Genomic DNA, 19710 nt, shown 5'->3' on the forward strand with positions numbered 1-19710 from the left:
CATATTGAGTGTCTTAGCTTATAGTAAGTCTATAAGTTAGGGCACTTTTTTGTTTTAGTATTATCGTATAAGCGCTTTTGCTTTATGAATAAACCACCCATTATACGCGTCATAATTCCGGCTTTTAACGAAGAAAACGGAGTAGGAGAAGTGATTAATGAAATCCCTAAAGAATTAGTGGAAGAAGTAATAGTGGTGAATAATGCTTCTACTGATGATACTGAGAAAGTGGCGCTACGATCTGGAGCTACTGTATTAAAAGAGCCTGAAAAGGGATATGGTAGGGCCTGTCTCAAAGGTATTGCTTACTTGCAACAAACTGCCAAGACTGATATTGTTGTTTTTTTAGATGCAGATCACTCTGATTATCCGGAGGAGATGATAAACTTAATAAGTCCTATAAGAAAAGGAGAGGCTGATTTGGTTATAGGCTCACGCGCTCAAGGAGCTAAAGAGAAAGGATCTATGACTCCACAGCAAATATTTGGAAACTGGTTAGCTACATACCTATTAAGGTTACTTTATGGAGTGAGGTTTACTGATCTGGGGCCATTTAGAGCTGTAAAATATGAACAACTGCTATTGCTTGATATGCAGGATAAGACTTATGGGTGGACTGTGGAGATGCAACTTAAGGCTGCTAAGAAAAGGATGAAATGTGTAGAGGTGCCAGTCAATTATCGGCAACGAATAGGGTACTCAAAAATATCAGGAACTATAAAGGGTACTGTTATGGCAGGTTATAAAATCATATGGACTATTTTTAAGTATTTATGATTTTTGAAGTTACAATACTGTCGCTGTATGTTCTGTCATTGGTCTTTATCTGCTTTTTTAGCCTCGGGCAGCTTCATCTTACCTGGCATTACCTAAATGCTTCTATAAAAAAGAAGCCATTAAATCCACTAAAAGAATACCCCAGGGTAACGGTTCAGTTACCGGTTTATAACGAAAAATATGTAATAGAGCGCCTAATTGATGCCGCTTGCTCTTTTGATTACCCAAGAGAGTTGCTTGAAATACAGGTGTTAGATGACTCTACCGATGAAACGGTAGCTATAATAGCCGATAAGGTTAAGGAGTGGAAGTTAAAGGGTATAGATATTAACCATGTAACCCGGGCAGATAGAGTGGGATTTAAGGCTGGTGCATTGGCTTACGGCTTAGCCTTGGCTAAAGGAGATTTTATTGCCATTTTTGATGCGGACTTTTTGCCTAATGCTTACTTTTTAAAGGTTACACTGAGTGAGTTTTCTGAAAATACAGGTATGGTTCAGACCCGCTGGGGGCATATCAATAGAGATTATTCATTTTTAACTAAACTGCAAGCATTTGCTCTTGATGCTCATTTTTCCGTGGAGCAGGTGGGGAGGCAGCATGCAGGTAGCTTTATTAACTTTAATGGTACAGGTGGTATTTGGAGGAAGCGATGTATAGAAGATGCAGGAGGTTGGAGTGATGATACGCTAACTGAAGATCTCGATTTGAGCTATAGGGCACAGCTCAAAGGCTGGAAGTTTAAATACCTGGAGCGGTTTGATTCTCCTGCGGAACTACCTGTGATAATGTCAGCAATTAAGTCTCAGCAATACCGATGGAATAAAGGAGCCGCTGAAACTGCTAGGAAGCATTTTAGAAAAGTGCTCTCGGCTAAAATGAGCTGGATTAATAAGATTCATGCCTTTTTTCATTTATTTAATAGCTCTGTATTTATGTGCGTGTTCGTATCTGCGGTGCTGAGCGTTCCTATGCTTTATCTATCAGCCCAGAATGAATATTATCACAAGGTATTCACTTATGGATGGGTGCTTCTGATCGGTTTTTTTTCTATAGCTTTTTATTATCTGGTCGCTACTGTTAACTCAAGAAGAGGGCTATCGAAGTACTTTTTCATCTTGTTTCTCCCTTTTTTGGTGGTGTCTATGGGGCTTTCTCTTCATAATGGATTAGCTGTATTAGAAGGCTTGTTGGGTAAGAAAACACCTTTTGTGAGAACACCTAAATTTAATGTAATTTCGAGTAAAGACTCTTGGGAAGGAAATGTCTATGTGAAATCAAAATGGAGTATAATTACACTCTTGGAGGCATGCATGAGTTTGTACTTTGGGTTTGGGATAGTATTAGGAATCTATCTTAATGATTTTAAATTATTATTTTTTCATTTTATGCTAAGTATGGGATTTGCCATGGTGTTTTTGTTTTCAATAAAACCAATAAAACGTGGGTAAGGGAAAGCGGTATCTGATAGTGGCTTTAGCTGTACTCGTTTCGTTATTAGCTTATAGTTTTTTAATACTCTACGTAGAGCGGCATGATAACCTTGAATTATTAGGAGTTTATACAGTCCTTTTTTTGAGCTACGTGGTGCTTATTGCCTTTAGGGAAACGTCAAAGATAGGTTGGCTAGTTGCTTTTGCAATAGTTTGTCGACTTTTGTTTATGATAGACTTACCTGCGCTTTCAGATGATATTTATCGCTTCGTTTGGGATGGCAGGTTGCTGATTCAAGGAATAGAACCTTTTGCCCAGTTGCCTAGTTATTATATGCAGCCAGGTAGTGAAGATGTTCCAGGCATTACTAGTCAGTTATTTGCTTTACTAAATTCACCTGACTACTATACGGTTTATCCTCCGTTGGCACAAGATATATTTTGGATAGCGGTTAAATTGTTCCCCAACTCAGTAATGGGTAGCGCAGTAGTAATGCGCTTATTTATAATATCAGCAGAATGTGGAAGTATTTTCTTGCTTATAGCCTTACTTAGAAATTATGGTTTGGATAAGCGCAATGCCTTACTATATGCTTTGAATCCGCTTGTGATTATTGAGCTTACGGGTAATTTACACTTCGAAGCCATCATGATTTTTTTCTTATTATTGAGTGTTTACTCCTTTAGTAAAAATCAATTGTGGCCTTCGGCCTTATGCATGGCTTTGGCTATAGCCACTAAGCTTATTCCTTTAATCTTTTTGCCGATATTTTTACGCTATCTCCCTTTTAAAAGATGCCTATCTTACTATGGTATGATCTTCCTTTTTACGGTTTTGCTATTTCTGCCCATGGCTCGGCCAGATCTCATTCATGGTATGACCACTAGTCTGGCCTTGTACTTTCAAAAGTTTGAATTTAATGCCAGTATCTATTATTTGGTTCGATATTTTGGATTTAGAGCCGTTGGGTATAATATTATAGGCATGGCAGGTAAAATACTGCCATTACTTACTCTGGTTTCGATCTTATTTTATACTTATAAGCATAAATACAATTCCGCTACACCTGGGGTTATGCTTTGGTGTCTTTTCATATACTTGCTCTTCTCTACTACTATACACCCTTGGTATATTACCCCATTACTAGTTTTGTCAGTATTTACTCAATATAGGTTTGTGGTGATATGGAGCTTCCTGATATTTTTGAGCTACTTAGGCTATTCTCAAGTAAGCTTTAATGAAAACCTTTGGTTAACAGGATTTGAGTACGGAGTTGTTATTTTTTATTTGTTTTATGAAATTTATTTAAAGAAAAGGGTGCAATTTTCTTTTCACATTTTACCGAAGCACGAATGAAAAAGTTATTGATAATTTTTGTAAAGAATCCTGAAATAGGAAAGGTTAAAACGAGGTTGGCCAAATCAATAGGAGATAAGCGAGCTTTAAATGTGTATCTGAACCTTCTTATTCATACTCAGGGAGTTACTGATAAGTTAGAGGAGGTAGATAGAGCGGTCTACTATTCTGATTTTATAGATGAAGAAGACCAGTGGGATGCTGATGATTATCAAAAATTTTTACAACAAGGCAATGGCTTGGGAGAACGAATGGCCAATGCTTTCCGCAGGGCTTTTCAATCGGGGTATGATTCTGTTTGTCTTATAGGTACAGACCTTTATGATTTGAGTGTAGACCTAGTTAATAGTGCTTTTAAAAAGCTGGAAAGCTCTGATGTAGTGATAGGCCCAGCTAAGGATGGTGGTTATTACCTTATCGGAATGAAACAGCCACATGATGTATTTGACCTGAGCCATTGGAGTACGCCTAATGTGTTTAGTGAGACAATGAAGCTGATTGATAAAAATGAGCTTTCTTGCAGTCAAACTAAACTGCTGAATGATATTGATATTCTGGAAGATCTTAAAGGGACAGACCTGGAAAGACTTACAGGTTTATGATAAATTGGAATAGTGGCATAAACTTAGCAGAGGTTGATATAGTTAATTTCATTAATAAAGCTTTAAAAAATCGGTTATGTTCTTGAATGAAATAATTATTTATCCTATTAAATCCTTGCCGGGTGTTCGTCTTAATGAGGCTAAAGTAGAATCACGTGGCCTTCAGTATGACAGGCGTTATATGTTGGTAGATGAAAATAATCGGTTTATTACGGCTCGAAAGCATAGTGAGCTATTATCTTTTGTTGTGACCATGGAGATGAATGGCTTTAAAATTAAGGACCGAGAATCTGGCGACTGCTTAACGATTCCTTTTCAATATGAAAATGGTAAGCCGGTGGAGGTGTCTATTTGGGATGATACTGTGGACGCGATAGAGTGTGAAGAGGAGTGGGGTAGCTGGATAGGGGAAAAGGCTGGCCTGGCCTGTAAGCTGGTTTACATGCCAGATTCATCACAGAGGCGAATAAGTGGGCAATGGTCTACAGGTGATGAAACGGTAAGTTTTGCAGATGGATATCCCATACTCATGATAGGGTCGGAGTCACTGCATGATATTAATGAGAAAGCAGGGGCTCACCTGAGTGTAGATCGATTTAGAGGAAATCTTATTTTTTCAGGTGGAGAAGCTTATGATGAGTTGCGCTGGAAAGACTTTAAAATTGGCTATAATAATTTTAAGGGACTGAAGCCTTGTGTCAGGTGTGTGCTTACTACTATAGATCCTATTACAGGAGAGCGAGGAAAAGAACCTTTAGCCACTTTAGCTAAACAAAAGGTGGACGGGAAAGTGGTTTTTGGTCAGCATGCAATACCGATAGATTTTGGAGAAATTAAAGTAGGTGATGATATTGAGGTCTTATCTTATAAAGATTCTCCCTATGATCCGCTTTAAAATGGCATTTGGTGCTTAACTTTGACATCAGATGTTATACGTAAAAGCACTACACGTTATATTTATTGTTACCTGGTTTGCGGGACTATTTTACATAGTCCGGCTGTTTATTTATCAGGTAGAGGCCAATGAAAAACCTGAGCCAGATAGATCTATCCTTATTAAGGAATACAAAAGAAACAGTAGCCGGCTGTGGTTTGGTATAACTTGGCCATCCGCTATACTTACTTTAATATTCGGGACATGGGTGCTGAGCTATGTGCCTTCTTATCTGTCGCTAGGCTTTATGCACATCAAGCTTGGTTTGGTTCTTTTGCTTTACGTTTATCATTTTCTTTGTCATAGAATATTTAAATCCTTGCAAAAGGATGAGTATAAATATTCTTCTCAGCAATTAAGAGTATGGAATGAAGTAGCCACCATTTTATTGGTCGGTATCGTTTTTATTATAATATTAAAAAGTGCATTAAGCATGATTTGGGGGTTGGCAGGACTTATCGGCTTTACGGTAGTTTTAATGTTGGCCATCAGATTATATAAAAAAGTAAGAGAGAAAAATGAAAAAAGCTAAGTTAGAAATAATAGTTGCCGTAATAATCGCAGCACTGGCCGCCTCATGTGGAGGCTCTAAGGAGTCTGGAGATAAGAAATTACCTTATTTAGGAAGGCATGAGTATAGTGAAACAGATACCGTATATCATACTGTTGCTGATTTTAGATTTGTAGATCAGGATAGTAACTGGGTGAGTAATGATACTTTTAAAGATAAAATCTATGTTGCGGACTTTTTCTTTACTTCATGTCCTACCATTTGCCCTAAAATGGATGCTCAGATGCTGCGTATTTATAATACTATTCAAGATGTTTCTGATGTTGCCTTAGTTTCTTATACCATTGATCCTAAGCATGATAGTGTAAATGTGTTAAAAGAGTTTGCTTTGAAATTAGGAGTGGAGAATACCGATAAATGGCACTTCCTTACAGGAGATAAAGATGCTATTTACCAGCTTGGGCAAACCAGTTATATGGTAAGTGCTTCAGAGGATCCTTCTGAGCCAGGAGGTTATATCCATAGCGGAGCCTTTATTTTGGTAGATAAAGATAGACACATAAGAGGGGTATATGACGGCACTAAGCCAGAGGATGTTGATGTTTTGATGAAGGACATAGAAGTGCTTAGAAAAGAAAGTTAATATGAGAAATTTACTTGTACTTGTAACGGCCTGTACCTTCTTGCTTTCATGTGGAAAATCATCTAACAGTTCCTCAGAGTCTGGCTCTATCATCAAGGAGGCAGAGAAAGAGCCGATGGTTTCCAAAGGAGATGCAAAGCTTGATCAATACATTTATGCAGGCAAAGAGTTATATGATACTCATTGCAGTAACTGCCATCAGGAAAATGGAGAAGGGCTGGCCTCTTTATATCCACCCATAAAAAATTCTGATTATCTGGATGGCAGAATGAAAGAAGTCCCTTGTATTATAAAGAATGGGATTTATGGCGAAATTACTGTCAATGGAAAGGTGTTTGATCAGGTAATGCCCGGTAACTTTAGGCTTACAGATCTGGAAATTGCTGAAATTACGACATTTATATATAACTCTTGGGGTAGGTCTGAAGGCATACTAAATGTTAAAGAAGTAAATAAAATTATGAAGGAGTGTAAGAAAGAATAGGTTTCTGCAATCTCTTAAAGGAAAAGGCCTGAATTTAAAATGGATCAGTTTGATGCCAAATAAATTCAGGCCTTTTATGTTTGAGCTACTTTTAACTCTTTATAACGGTAAAATACTTATGGCTGCTCCGCCACCCGGAGCTAGCTTAACTTGGAGCTGAGAAGAATTGTTTACATCTTCACTGCTTATTACATATTCAGTGGGGTTATCATCCCAATGGGCATTTTCACCATCAGCATAAATAGTAGCTTTGTAGGTTTTGCCTGCATCCAGAAAATCAAGATTAATGGTTAGCGCTCTGGCTTCTTCATTGGTTATGGATCCTATAAACCATTTATCAGTGCCTTTCTCTTTTCGGGCGATAGTAACATATTCTCCTACTTCTCCATTGAGTACTTTCGTTTCATCCCAATCTACTCCTACATCTCTGATAAATTGCATGGCATCATCATGAGCTTCATAATATTCGGGAAGGTCAGCAGCCATTTGTACCGGGCTATAAATTACTACGTACAAGGCCAGTTGCTGAGCTAGCGTAGTGTTTACCTGATTGTCTTTTTTCCACGGGTCTAGCTTGATGTTGAAAATACCAGGGGTATAATCAATAGGGCCGCCCAGCATTCTGGTGAAAGCAATGGTTGGCAGGTGGTTAGGGGGATTTCCTCCGTCATTAGCCCAGGCATTAAATTCCTGACCTCTAAGCCCTTCTCTGGAGATAAAGTTAGGATAGGTTCTTCTTAACCCTGTTGCTTTAATCGGTTCATGAGCGTTGATTGCTATATGGTACTTCGCTGCCGTCTCAAGTGCTTTTTGATAATGGTTTACCATCCACTGGCCATGGTGATATTCTCCCTTAGGTATAATCTTGCCTACATAACCTGTTTTTACTGCATGTATGTCTAGGTTTTTCATTAGTTTATAGGCGGCTTCCATCTGCTGCTCATAAGTACGTGGCGCTGCAGAGGTTTCATGGTGCATGATCAGTTCTACACCTTTCTCTTTTCCGTAGCGCACTACTTCTTCTAAATCATAATCAGGATAAGAGGTAACAAAATCAAAAACACCTTCTCTGTCTTCAAAGCCAATCCAGTGCTCCCATCCGGTGTTCCACCCCTCTACCAGAATGCCATGGATATTATTTTTAGCGGCAAAGTCTATGTAGTATTTTGCGTTTTCGGTGGTGGCGCCATGCTTACCATGAGGCTTGGCCTTATCGGTAAAAGATCCCATATCTTGCTGTGCACTCATATCCCATGTAGATTTGTTCAGGTGCATCTCCCACCATATGCCCACATACTTCGTAGGCTTAAACCATGATACATCTCCCAGCTTATTAGGCTCGTTCAGGTTAACGATAAGCTTAGATTCAATAAGGTCACCCGCTTTGTCGGCTATTTGTATAGTACGCCATGGAGTACTAAAAGGAGTTTGTTGTTTTACTTTATATTCTGTGTTTTCAGAACCTACGAGGTTGCTTTTCATTTTAAAAGTAGCAGGATCTACTTGTAAGGTCATGTCAGAGTAGTTGATCAGACTGGCCTCATGAAAGCTTAGGTATAAGCCTTCAGCTGTTTTCATGGTCACAGGAGTGTTCACTGCATTCACAGGAATGTAGGTCTGAGCCAGGTTAGGATGATCCCTTTTGGTGGTGGCATCAATTTCTGAAAACTTAGATTTATTGTATAAGTGCTCGTAGATGTCCCAATCGCCAGGTTGCCACCATACGGTGTGATCACCTGTGAGTTGGAAATCAGTGTTCTCATTGGCAATAAGCACTTCATTCATGTTTTCCTGCTTAGGAAAGGCGTATCGGAAACCAACACCGTCATCATACACTTTAAAAATCATAGAAAATTTCCTTTGCAATTCTGATGTTTCCTGCAATTCTACAGTGAGTGAATTATACTGATTGACTACTTCCTTCTGTTCTCCCCAGGGCATTGACCAGGTTTCGTTTTTCGTATCGGTAGTAGTGTTTAATACTTTAAGGCTTCCTTTGATAGAGGGCATATTGGTGAAGTCAAAGCTTACCCAAGACGAGTCTATCACCGACTGGTTTTTGTACATTACTTTGTAGCCTGCCTCCCCTTCTTTATTTAAGAAAAAGGATACAGAATTATCTCCTGAGGGAGATTGAACAATAAGTGGAGCTTCTGATTCTACAGCCATTTGACATGATAAATTTATAGTCAAAAATACCAGTAGTAAAGCATGAGGTATATATTTTAACATTGAACTGTGCATTTGGTTATTTGCACTAAGGTATTGAATATATAACTCTTTTTTGAGACAGCTCTTTTCAAATTTGCGTTCAAAAAACCTGATAAAAGCCTTTTTACATCAGATTGTTGAATTTCGGAGAGCGCAAACGGTTGCGAAGAAGAGCTGATTTTTTTATAAGTTATAAAACTTCTTTTTTGAAAATTTTCAGTTGTCCTACTATTATAATACTTACAATTACCAATAAACTCCAAGAGGTGATTTTATGCCACTCTACTATTTGCCAGCCATTATGCTGGTAAGCATACCTCCATGCGCCAAAGAAGGTGGCAATATTTTCTGCCAGCCAGATGAAAAAACCGATGAGAATGAAGGATAGAATAGCTGATATTTTATGAGTTTTACCGTCAAGAGTAAAGCTAAATTTGGTTCTCCAAAATATAATGATGAGTGCCGCTATAATGTATAATCTAAGGTCTGGTAAGTAGGCATTGGTGATGAAATTAAGATAGATGGCAGCACCTATAACAATAGCTAATATTTTTTTAGGCCAATGTAGAGCGGTGAGTTGGAGATTTCTCCAGGCCTGACAGATGTAGCTACCAACACTAGCATACATAAATCCAGAATATAACGGTACACCTAAAAACTTAGAGTACGCTGAATCTGGGTATGACCATGAGCCATGATGAACCTTGTGAAGTTCCATGACTAATCCAAGTATATGAAACATAGAGATGACATATACCTCATCTTTAGTTTCCAGGCCTGTTTTATACATAATAACCTGAGCCAATATACAAATAATTAGGAGCAGTTCATATCTTGGGATATACCCAGTAGCTACCGAAGAAAAGGCCAGTGAAACAAATATTATTACAGGAAATATGCATGAAATGGCTTGTAACCAACCAAACAGCAACAGTTTCTTTAAAAAAATAATGAATGAACTGTCTGTGCTATTGCCAGAAAGTCTAATAGCTATTTGTTGATGTATTCGTTTCAATTATCCATTGAGGTCAATTGTCAGATGATTTCAGATGGTTAGCGAGTCATACGACCAGCTACTCTGAATGGAAACATCAAAATGGCTTCTACTATCTTAAATACTCCACCAATGGCAAAGCCCAAAAGCTGAAAGGGTAGTAAAATAAGCCATACAAAGAAAGCCAATATGGCTAAAGGCCAGCAAAGAGCCAGTAGTATGAACCAGAGTAATATGGAAATTAAGAATCTCATAATGGTTTTTACGAACCATAATAAAAAAGGTTTTAATATTGTTTTATTGAGTTTTCTGGATGGTTAGGGGATGTTAAAAAAGTGAAATTTTAGTTGAATATTACATGAAATAATCCGAAATTGGGTGGCTTGTTTAACTATCTAAACGACGCATGCTATCTACCAAAAGTCATTTTCTTGCTGAATCTTTACACAAAGTTCTAGACCGAGAAGGGTCTATTCTTGATATACTCGAAGTATATGGTGCTGTGAAAACAAAAAAGAAGCTAGCAAAAGTGTATAAGTATATGCTTGATGAATATGACTACTTGCCTAATGAAATTATTGGGGAGCGTTATTCATTGAATGAGCTTTGTGCCGTGGCAGCTACGGAAAAATACATTAGAGAACCAAACGAAAGAAATAAAGAAGAAAGGGATAAGTTCTATAAATTGATCGCTTACCCCCTTCCTGTTTAGTCTTTTAAGCTTTTTCAGGTACTAACACCGGAAGCCCGGCTTCCTCCATGGCCTTGAAACCACCATATACGTTAATAGGATGTCTAAAGCCATTTTTCTTCATGAGAGAAGCGGCTATCATACTTCTATAGCCCCCTGCGCAGTGTACAAAATAAGTTTTGTCTTTATCTAATGCTTGCAGGTTAGTAGGCATCTCTGATAAAGTTAATAATTGCGCTCCTTCTATGTGCCCATTATTAAATTCGCCTACCTTTCTTACATCTAATATTTCAGAAGATAGCTTCACTTTTTCAGGCATTATACTTTCTATATTATCTAGGCTTTCAGGCCAGTTTTTTATTCCTCCAGCCAGGTAGCCTTTTACATTTTCATATCCTACACGGGCCAGGCGTATTACGGCTTCCTCTTCCATCCCTTCTTCAGTTACTAAAACCAGTGGTTGATTGATATGGAACAAAGAGCCAACCCATACGGCATATTGGCCATTCAGGCCAATGTTAATAGCTCCGGCTATAAAGCCTTTTTCGAAATCATCAGGCTTACGGGTGTCTAGTATAATGGCTCCATTTTCAGTTTCATTCAAAAAATCATCTACAGATAAAGCTTTGTTGTTTCTTTCTATAATCTCATCAATAGATAAATAACCTTCTTTGTTGATTCTTGCGTCTTCAAAGAAATATTGAGGAGGAGGTAAGATGCCATCGGTTAATTTTGAGATAAAATCTTCTTTGGTCATCTCTTGCAGTGCGTAGTTGTTCTTTTTCTGGTCACCAATGGTAGAAAAGGTTTCTTTGCCGATATTTTTGCCGCAGGCAGATCCTGGACCATGTGCAGGGTATACAATCACGTCGTCGGCCAATGGCTTTATTTTTTTATTCAGAGAGTCATACATCATAGCGGCCAGCTCTTCTTTGGTCATAACACCATCTAGCAAATCAGGTCTGCCCACATCACCTACGAAAAGCGTGTCTCCAGTGAATACTGCATGATTTTCAAGACTTTCATCCTTCAATAAAAAACAAGACGATTCAGGAGTATGTCCAGGGGTGTGGAGTACTTCAATGGTGAGTTTACCAATGGTAAATACCTCTCCATCCTTAGCAGTGTATACATCATAAGCAGGCTGGGCTTTTGGGCCATAAATGATAGTTGCTCCGGTTTTTTTTGCTAAATCTATATGTCCGGAAACAAAATCAGCATGAAAATGTGTTTCAAACACATATTTGATTTTCGCACCTCGCTGATTCGCCATATCCAGGTAGGTTTGAATTTCTCGGAGAGGATCTATAATGGCCGCTTCTCCCTCAGATTCAATGTAATATGCAGCCTCAGCGAGACAAGAAGTATACAATTGCTCTATATACATGGTTCTAATTTTTTATATTGCAGTTGCAAAATATTATGTACGGGTATATCCCAAATTATTTAGAACAAATATCGCAAAAAATAGCTATTTTGTCATGACCACGACATTGAGGATGAAACACTTATTCTTACTTTTTAATCTCATTATTTTATCATCTTCCTTTGGCGTTTTTGCCAATGCCGGAGATCCTTATAAGCTTTTTGAGGATCAAGGCAAACAAGGTCTTAAAAACACAGAGGGTAATGTTGTAATACCAGCTAAGTATGAATCTATTGGCTGGAGTAAAGGTGGTTTAGAGGTGGTTAATAACACTGTTGGCTATAAAACAGCAGAAGGATGGGGCCTAATCAGCCTTAGTAATGAAATAATTACGAAGCCTGAGTATATGCAAATTTACCCTTCAGGCAGGAGATTGATTATAGCTGCTAAGAAAGGGAAGGTTTCACAAAGGGAGTTTTTAGGGGCCATTTCTACTGATGGAAAAGTAGCGCTACCATTTAAATATGCTTCTATCACTATATCTGACCTGAGAGCCATAGTTTCTAATAAAAGTGGAAGGGAATACCGTTATGGAGTGGTTGATCTGGGCGGAAAGGAAATATTACCAATGAATTATAAGGAAATTATTCCTTTGGGGAACTTACGGTATGCCGTTAAAAATCAGAATAATAAAACCGCTATCTATAATGACAATGGTAAGCAGATTGTTGATTTTTCTTTAGACAGCATAAGTCCTTTTAAAGCGGGTTATGCCGTGGTTTTTGAAAACCACGAAAGAGGACTTGTAAATACCAATGGAGTAATGGTTAGCCCTGTTGGAAGTAAAGATTTTGACCTCAGCGGAGAGGTGCCCAAGAAGTTGGATTTTAATACATGGTTCATTCTTGATCAAGATCAGACAGAAATAGATACTTTAGCCTTTGATGATGTAGAGCCCGTAAGCGAAGATTATCTGCAGGTGTATTGTAATGAAAAAACCTGGCTTATAGATAGTGTAGGTAATGCACTTACTCCCAAAAATATTGATGAGTTGGTTTACACACCAGATGGCTTAATGGCTTTTCGTAAAAAACAAAAGTGGGGAGTGATGACTCAAGACTCTAAAGAGGTGCTTTCCGCCCGTTTTGACTCTGTTTATTTGAGTAATGATATGATTTATTGCAGAGAGAAAGTAGGAGGGGTGAAAAAATGGTCATTGTATGATGTGCATGGAGTTAAAAAGTCTACACAGTTATATGACAACATTGGGCCGGAAACCAGTTATATCTATCCTGTGAAAAAAGGTAAATATTGGGGTTTCATCAATAGAGCAGGTGATGAGGTGATTCACTGTGTGTATGACGAGGTAACTCCCGTAATTGATGGCTACCTGATGGTGAAATTTCATGGAGAATATGGAGTGATAGATAAAGTAGGCCGTTGGATTGTTTTTCCGCAGCCTAAGTTTATTAAGGTTATAAATGATGACTACTATCTGGAGCTGGATAGAAACCTTACTAATTTGAAGAGTTTTGAAGACGGAACTGTTTATTTTACTCAAAACAAGGTGGAGGTTTTTGAAAACTATCTACTAGAATACCTCAATGATGGATCAGTATGGAAAGTAGATTTTGAAGGACGAATTTTAAACAAACCTTCTGCCAACGAAAAGTATCAGGAAGTGAGAAAGCCTACAGAAGGCTTTTATCCTGTAAAGATAAATGGGCAATATGGTTTTATAGATAATCAGAATAGATTACGAATAGCTAACCGATATGATGATGTAGGCAATTTTAGCGAAGAGCTGGCGGCTATTAAGCTACTTGGGCGTTGGGGTTTTATTGATAAACGAGAGCGAATAGTGGTGCAGCCTCTTTATAATTGGGTAAGTGGATTTGAAGATGGTTTAAGTATTGCGTCTACAAACTCCGGCATGGGACTCATTAATGCTCAGGGAACCAAAGTGTCTGCTTTTGACTATGATTCTGTTTATCATGAAAGCAATGGGCGATATGTTATCATAAAGAATGGTAAAAAAGGCCTTATTAATAAGGCGGGCAGGCTCATCGTAAATCCTAAATATGACGAGCTGGTTGACTTGGGTAATGGAAGGGTTATTGTGAAAAAGTTCAAGAAATATGGTGTTATTAACTTACATGGTGTAGATGTGATTCCTCTTATCTATGATAAACTATATTTTGATAAGGCTCATTCACATTACCTGGCCATGAAAAAAACTGAATGGAAAGAAGTAGAGCTTCCATAATTTTACTACTTTTATCGCACTAAGTGCTCTCTTATGTTAGAATGGATTACTGTTACTTCCCTGATTATAGTAGGGATAGGTTTGATCGTTATTGAAGTCCTCTTTGTGCCAGGAACTACTTTTGTAGGTCTTCTGGGGTTTATTGCCGCTTTATTCGGAGTTTATTTAGGCTTTGTCTATTTCGGTGTAGATATTGGTATATGGCTCACGGCAGGAGGCTCCATTTTGTTAGGGGTGTCGTTATACTTTAGTTTTAAAGGTCGTACCTGGGAAAAATTTTCACTAAAGGATACTATTTCCAGTAAGGTAAATGAAGGCCTTACCAGTGTTTTAACAGTTGGAGATGAAGGAGTAACGGTCTCCACCCTTAAGCCAATAGGCAAGGCCGAGTTTACAAATGGTCTTTTTGAAGTAAAATCTTTGGGTAATTACCTAGATACCGGCACCAAAATAAGAATCATAAAAATTAGTACTAATAATATTTTTGTAGAACCAATTATTTAATCATGGAATTATCAGGTATTGGCATTGTCCTTATTGTTTTCCTGGGGATCGTCATCTTTTTCGTATTTCTTTATTTTATTCCTGTAGGGCTATGGATTACAGCCCGATTCTCAAATGTTAAAGTAGGCTTGTTCGAGCTTATGTTTATGAGAATTAGAAAGGTGCCTCCCGGGGTGGTGGTTAACTCTCTTATTACGGCTACTAAAGCAGGCCTTACAGTAACTACTAAAGAGTTGGAGACTCACTATCTGGCTGGTGGGCATGTTCCATCTGTTATTAAAGCACTTATTTCTGCTGATAAAGCCAATATAAACCTTAGCTTTAAACAAGCTACGGCTATTGATCTGGCAGGTAGAGATGTTTTTGAAGCTGTTCAGATATCAGTAAACCCTAAGGTAATTACTACTCCTAAGGTAGCCGCTGTAGCCGCCGACGGTATTCAGCTGATAGCTATTGCTCGTGTTACGGTAAGAGCGAACATTCAACAGCTAGTAGGTGGTGCTGGGGAAGATACTATTCTTGCTCGTGTGGGTGAAGGTATAGTTACATCTATCGGTTCTGCTGGTACTCATAAAGAAGTGCTAGAAAATCCTGATAAGATCTCTAAATTGGTATTGCAGCGAGGGCTTGATGCTGGTACGGCCTTTGAAATTCTTTCCATTGATATAGCTGATGTGGATGTTGGTACTAACATTGGTGCCAAGTTACAAACAGATCAGGCTTCTGCTGACTTGAAGGTGGCTGAAGCTAAAGCTGAAGAAAGAAGAGCTATGGCGGTAGCTCATGAGCAGGAAATGAAAGCTAAAGCTCAGGAGGCAAGGGCCAAGGTGATTGAAGCTGAGGCAGATGTGCCAAAAGCTATGGCTGAAGCCTTTAGAACTGGGAACCTCGGTATTATGGATTATTATAAAATGGATAATATAAAAGCTGATACCGAAATGAGAGAAGCTATTGCTAAACCAGGAGGTGGCTCTAGCGGCTCTAAAGACAAAGGCAATAAATCATAATTGAAAATCTTAAGTTAATAAAGGCTATCGAACTCTCGATAGCCTTTTTACTTTTTTAAATGGTGTATTAAAATAAATATTTTGACGTTTCAACGTGAAATGCTAAAATAATTTTTGTCAAGAATCAATTAAGTATGATTTTTACCGCCATTGTTTAGAAATGTGTAAATTGATGATGCCCAGATTCTTAGTGAAAGCTAATATTATGATGTGTTGTTTCTTCGGAGTGTTTACTGCTAAGGGACAAGTGCATAGGATAGATAGCCTTAGAGCCGTGATTTTACAGTCAAATGATACTATCAGGATCAAAGGGTTGATTAGTCTGTCTATGGCTTATCAAAATTCCGATCTTGATTCGGCGTTACATTATGCTGAAAAATGCTTGCAAGAGGCACAAAAGTTAGGTTATAAAGAAAGTCTTGGTGACGCCCTCATTAACCTGGGTCGTTTAAAGAGAGACAAGGGGCAGTATGATGTGGCCTTGGAGTATATTTTTAAATCGCTTGATGTTTATAAAGAGCTGAGAGATAGCGTGAGAATAGGTAATGCTATTAATGACATCAGTATTGTCTATGGTTATTCCGGAGATTGGGAGAAGTCATTACAGTATTTTACAGAAGCGCTTGATCTGTTTCGCAAGGCTAATGATCTGAAAGGTGAGGCGCAGGCATTGAATAATATAGGCCTGGTTTATCTTCAGTATTTTGATGACCTGGAAAAAGCGGAAGAATATATTTTGAAATCCTTAGAGATAAAGAAAATAAGGGGCGAGAAAAAGGATTTAGGTACGGCTTATGGTAACCTGGGTAAGATAATGGAGGAAAATAAGGAGTATGAAAGGGCGCTGGACTATTACCGAATAGCAGGTGATTTTTATATAGAGGTTAATAATGATATTTTCTTGATAGAGAATAGGCTGGATATGGCAAATGTGTATATCCAGACAGACAAGCTTCGTCAGGCATATGATACTGCCAAGGTGGCGTTAGATCTTGCATTAAAAACACACTCTAATATTGCTCTTGAAAATGCCAGCAAGGTGTTGGTGAAGATAGCGGAGTTGCAAGGTGATTATGAAAAGGCCTATACATATTTGAAATTCAATATGGATGCCCGTGACTCACTATTACGCGAGAATAACAACCAGCATCTGCAGGAATTGAAGCAAAGATACAATGCCGAAGACAGAGAAAATCAGATCAAGCTATTACAAAAAGATAAACAGATACAGCAGGCTAACCTCAGGCAGAAGGATATTCTTACTTATGCCCTTATTTCTGTAATTATATTGGTACTTATCATTCTTGTATTGGTGTATTGGGCTTATCAGTCTAACAGAAACAAGAAAAATATTTTGGCGGTAAAAAATGCGAAAATACAAACGCAAAAGGAACACCTGATGCAAATGAATAAAGGTAAGGATCAGCTTTTTTCAATCATTTCTCATGATATAAAAAGTCCATTAAATTCCCTGAAAGGCTTTTCTAATTTATTGGTGAATAATATAGATATGCTCTCAAAAGATGATATTCAGCAAATGGGGGGTAAAATCAACCAATCATTAAATAACCTTAGTGAATTGCTTGATAATCTTTTGGCTTGGTCTATCAGGCAGACAAAGACACAAAAGCTGGAGGTTGAGAAGGTGGACATTAATGATCTTATTAGTAAAAATATTGAGCTTTATACTTTAATGGCCGTTTCAAAAAGAATTACCCTGTCAGATTATAGTGAAGAGGGTGTGTTGGCGCTGGCTGATAGTAACTCTATTCATACTGTAGTAAGAAACCTCATAGGGAATGCAATCAAATTTTCTTACCCAGATGGAGAGATCAAAATCCGTGCTTTTAACTACCAGAATAAAGTGAAAGTATCAGTGATAGATAATGGCGTGGGCATGTCTCAGAAATATATAGATCGCTTATTTGATTTGGGGAGTAAAGATAGTCAGGTAGGAACCTCAAATGAGAAAGGAAGCGGATTGGGGCTTATTCTTTGCCAGGAGTTGATTAGGGATAATGATGGAGAATTTTATGTAAATAGCGAATTACAAAAGGGCAGTACTTTTTCCTTTACCCTTCCGAGGTTTATTGAAAAATAAGACTGTTGTTTCTGTCTAAATTTTCCGAAAAGGTTAGTTCAAAACTTCAATTTTACTATTACTAATGCGGATAGGTTTTTCAAACCTATTGTCAGGATCGTCATTTTCTAGTTTTAAGACACCCCTGGGGCAAACCGAAGCACAAACACCACAGCCCACACAAGATGCACGCACAATATTCTGCTCTCTTTGAGCATACCAACGCACATCTATTCCCATTTCGCAGTAGGTGCTGCAATTACCGCAGCTGATACATTGGCCTCCATTTGTAGTGATTCTAAACTTGGATTTAAACCTTTGAATAATGCCTAAATATGCCGCTAGTGGGCATCCAAAACGGCACCACACTCTACTTCCCATTACAGGATAAAAGCCTACACCAACTACTCCCGCAAAAACGGAACCTATTAAAAATCCATAAACAGACCTTATATAATAAGTGTCTAAACCCAAAAGACTACCGCTTCCGGTGAAATAAGTGTATAGCGTGCCTGTCGTCATCATTATGGCAAAGGCCAATACTGCATGTACCATCCAGCGTTCTATTTTCCATGATTTCAAAGATTTATCAGATAGCTGCCTGTAAGGGTCTCCTAGTGTTTCGGCCAGCCCACCGCAGCCGCATACCCAAGAGCAGTACCACCGTTTGCCATAAAAATAGGTGATTACCGGTACAGCCACCAGTACTAGTATAATGCCCCAAACTAGCATGAACAATCCCAGTCCTCCGCTATTGATCAGGTTCTGTATATTATAATCAAAGAAAAAGGTATAGTTTAAAGGCCATATATTTTTCAGATCCATGCTGGGCTGGTTCAGTAAGATCAGTATTTCAGGTATTAAGAAGGCGAAAGAAGTTTGAAAAAACATCACAGAACTGGTTCTTATTATGTGGTATTGGCTGTGCCTGTATTTAATAAACATTCTTATACCCATCACAATAATGGCAATAGTGTATAGTAGACCATAGAAAAACCATTGGCTAGCAGGGCCACCGTTTAATACTTGGCTTACAGGATCTACCATAATCATCCAGTTAGTCATGTATTCAGGGTACCAGTATAATAGTACATAAAACAAAATGAGCATAACTCCTATGCTGTAGCCGATCCAACCTCTGCTTGTATGAGCGCTTTGAAATACGCCATCATTCTTAATGCCTGGTAGCTGACTTAGCTTAGGTAGAATGTAAAGCATTGCCGCGAAGATGCCTAGCCCAATGGTGAGGCCCAGCCAAAGAAGGGGGCTGTCTTTTATAGGTGTTGAATTAGCTGCTCTTGTAATAGAAAGCTTTAGGGTGTTCAATTTATAATTATCAAAACCCAGGTGGCTGTTAAGGCTTCCATTTATGCTTTTTGTAGTTCCTTGTAACTCTTCTTTTAAAACCTTTTTGTTCTCATAAGTTTTACCGTTCATCCAGCTGGTGTAGGTTCGCAGCTTGTCTTTTTTGTAGTTATAGATGCTGTCATTAGCAAAGTTAGAGGCCAGTATTTCATTGTTAAAAGTGATGTTTTCATTAGGGAAACTGGCTATGCTGTGTTCCAAGTCAGCATTAGAGATGCTAAAAGTGCTTTGTATATTCTGGTTAGCGCTATCTAATACCTTCTCTAAGTCAGCATTGAAACTTATACTTGATGTGTATTCATGGTTTATGATAGGGCTGATGAAATTAGAGACCTTGGAATAGTCTTGCGGCGATAGTACTGTTTCTAATTGAGAACGACTGATCTCATATTTATTGATAAATAACATGGCCGCTAAAAGAGTACATGCTAATATAAATAAACTCATTCCTGCTTTTTGGATCAATAGGGTGCGCATAGTGGGTC

18 protein-coding genes are annotated in these 19710 nt (G+C 38.3%); 13 read left to right on the forward strand and 5 right to left on the reverse strand.

From position 1 onward, the window contains the following. Nucleotides 1–84 precede the first annotated feature (84 nt). The 8 genes from JL102_RS02815 (at nucleotide 85) to JL102_RS02850 (ending at nucleotide 6741) form a co-directional block, all read left to right on the forward strand. The gene (locus tag JL102_RS02815) at nucleotides 85–777 is read left to right on the forward strand and encodes a glycosyltransferase family 2 protein (RefSeq protein ID WP_202242169.1); all 693 of its coding nucleotides are present in this window, start codon (nucleotides 85–87) and stop codon (nucleotides 775–777) included. After that, on the forward strand, nucleotides 774–2228 hold the full coding sequence (locus JL102_RS02820; protein ID WP_202242171.1) for a cellulose synthase family protein: 1455 nt from the start codon (nucleotides 774–776) through the stop codon (nucleotides 2226–2228). Before JL102_RS02815 ends, JL102_RS02820 begins: the two co-directional genes overlap by 4 nt. Further along, complete coding sequence (locus JL102_RS02825; protein WP_202242173.1) at nucleotides 2221–3567, forward strand: glycosyltransferase 87 family protein; 1347 nt, start codon at nucleotides 2221–2223, stop codon at nucleotides 3565–3567. Before JL102_RS02820 ends, JL102_RS02825 begins: the two co-directional genes overlap by 8 nt. After that, on the forward strand, nucleotides 3564–4169 hold the full coding sequence (locus JL102_RS02830) for a TIGR04282 family arsenosugar biosynthesis glycosyltransferase (RefSeq protein WP_202242175.1): 606 nt from the start codon (nucleotides 3564–3566) through the stop codon (nucleotides 4167–4169). The genes JL102_RS02825 and JL102_RS02830 overlap by 4 nt, the downstream gene beginning before the upstream one ends. 82 nt (nucleotides 4170–4251) lie before the next feature. Continuing rightward, complete coding sequence (locus tag JL102_RS02835; RefSeq protein WP_202242177.1) at nucleotides 4252–5064, forward strand: MOSC domain-containing protein; 813 nt, start codon at nucleotides 4252–4254, stop codon at nucleotides 5062–5064. A gap of 31 nt (nucleotides 5065–5095) precedes the next feature. Further along, nucleotides 5096–5635: a CopD family protein gene (locus JL102_RS02840; RefSeq protein ID WP_202242179.1), complete on the forward strand. Its 540-nt coding sequence runs from the start codon at nucleotides 5096–5098 to the stop codon at nucleotides 5633–5635. Beyond that, entirely contained in the window at nucleotides 5622–6257 is a 636-nt protein-coding gene (locus tag JL102_RS02845) for an SCO family protein (protein ID WP_202242181.1), read from the forward strand. The genes JL102_RS02840 and JL102_RS02845 overlap by 14 nt, the downstream gene beginning before the upstream one ends. Nucleotide 6258: 1 nt before the next feature. Then, a complete protein-coding gene (locus tag JL102_RS02850) occupies nucleotides 6259–6741 on the forward strand; it encodes a c-type cytochrome (RefSeq protein WP_202242183.1) in 483 nt (160 codons plus the stop codon). Nucleotides 6742–6840: 99 nt separating this feature from the next. On the opposite strand, the gene JL102_RS02855 is transcribed toward JL102_RS02850, so the two are convergent. The 3 genes from JL102_RS02855 to JL102_RS02865 all read right to left on the reverse strand — a co-directional run bounded on the left by JL102_RS02855 (nucleotide 6841) and on the right by JL102_RS02865 (nucleotide 10200). Beyond that, complete coding sequence (locus JL102_RS02855) at nucleotides 6841–8910, reverse strand: glycoside hydrolase family 97 protein (protein WP_237390319.1); 2070 nt, start codon at nucleotides 8908–8910, stop codon at nucleotides 6841–6843. A gap of 232 nt (nucleotides 8911–9142) precedes the next feature. Beyond that, on the reverse strand, nucleotides 9143–9967 hold the full coding sequence (locus tag JL102_RS02860; protein ID WP_202242187.1) for a DUF817 domain-containing protein: 825 nt from the start codon (nucleotides 9965–9967) through the stop codon (nucleotides 9143–9145). Between the two features lie 38 nt (nucleotides 9968–10005). Then, nucleotides 10006–10200 carry a hypothetical protein gene (locus JL102_RS02865; RefSeq protein WP_202242189.1) on the reverse strand — a complete coding sequence of 65 codons (195 nt, stop codon included), beginning with the start codon at nucleotides 10198–10200 and terminating at the stop codon, nucleotides 10006–10008. Between the two features lie 152 nt (nucleotides 10201–10352). Here JL102_RS02865 and JL102_RS02870 point away from each other — a divergent pair, with 152 nt between their 5' ends. After that, a complete protein-coding gene (locus JL102_RS02870; protein WP_202242191.1) occupies nucleotides 10353–10658 on the forward strand; it encodes a hypothetical protein in 306 nt (101 codons plus the stop codon). Nucleotides 10659–10662: 4 nt separating this feature from the next. Here JL102_RS02870 and JL102_RS02875 read toward each other — a convergent pair whose 3' ends face one another. Further along, complete coding sequence (locus JL102_RS02875) at nucleotides 10663–12024, reverse strand: MBL fold metallo-hydrolase (RefSeq protein ID WP_202242193.1); 1362 nt, start codon at nucleotides 12022–12024, stop codon at nucleotides 10663–10665. Nucleotides 12025–12118: 94 nt separating this feature from the next. Between JL102_RS02875 and JL102_RS02880 the strand changes: the two genes are divergently transcribed. The 4 genes from JL102_RS02880 (at nucleotide 12119) to JL102_RS02895 (ending at nucleotide 17881) form a co-directional block, all read left to right on the forward strand. Then, entirely contained in the window at nucleotides 12119–14269 is a 2151-nt protein-coding gene (locus JL102_RS02880; RefSeq protein WP_202242195.1) for a WG repeat-containing protein, read from the forward strand. 33 nt (nucleotides 14270–14302) lie between these two features. Next, nucleotides 14303–14773, forward strand: coding sequence for an NfeD family protein (locus JL102_RS02885; RefSeq protein ID WP_202242198.1), 471 nt, complete (start codon nucleotides 14303–14305; stop codon nucleotides 14771–14773). 2 nt (nucleotides 14774–14775) lie between these two features. After that, nucleotides 14776–15780: a flotillin-like protein FloA gene (floA, locus tag JL102_RS02890; protein WP_202242200.1), complete on the forward strand. Its 1005-nt coding sequence runs from the start codon at nucleotides 14776–14778 to the stop codon at nucleotides 15778–15780. Between the two features lie 172 nt (nucleotides 15781–15952). Next, entirely contained in the window at nucleotides 15953–17881 is a 1929-nt protein-coding gene (locus JL102_RS02895; protein WP_202242202.1) for an ATP-binding protein, read from the forward strand. A gap of 33 nt (nucleotides 17882–17914) precedes the next feature. Here JL102_RS02895 and JL102_RS02900 read toward each other — a convergent pair whose 3' ends face one another. Next, nucleotides 17915–19702: a 4Fe-4S binding protein gene (locus tag JL102_RS02900; RefSeq protein WP_202242204.1), complete on the reverse strand. Its 1788-nt coding sequence runs from the start codon at nucleotides 19700–19702 to the stop codon at nucleotides 17915–17917. Nucleotides 19703–19710 lie beyond the last annotated feature (8 nt).

It is taken from the genome of Fulvivirga sediminis, assembly GCF_016757215.1.
Classification (GTDB): Bacteria; Bacteroidota; Bacteroidia; order Cytophagales; family Cyclobacteriaceae; genus Fulvivirga; species Fulvivirga sediminis.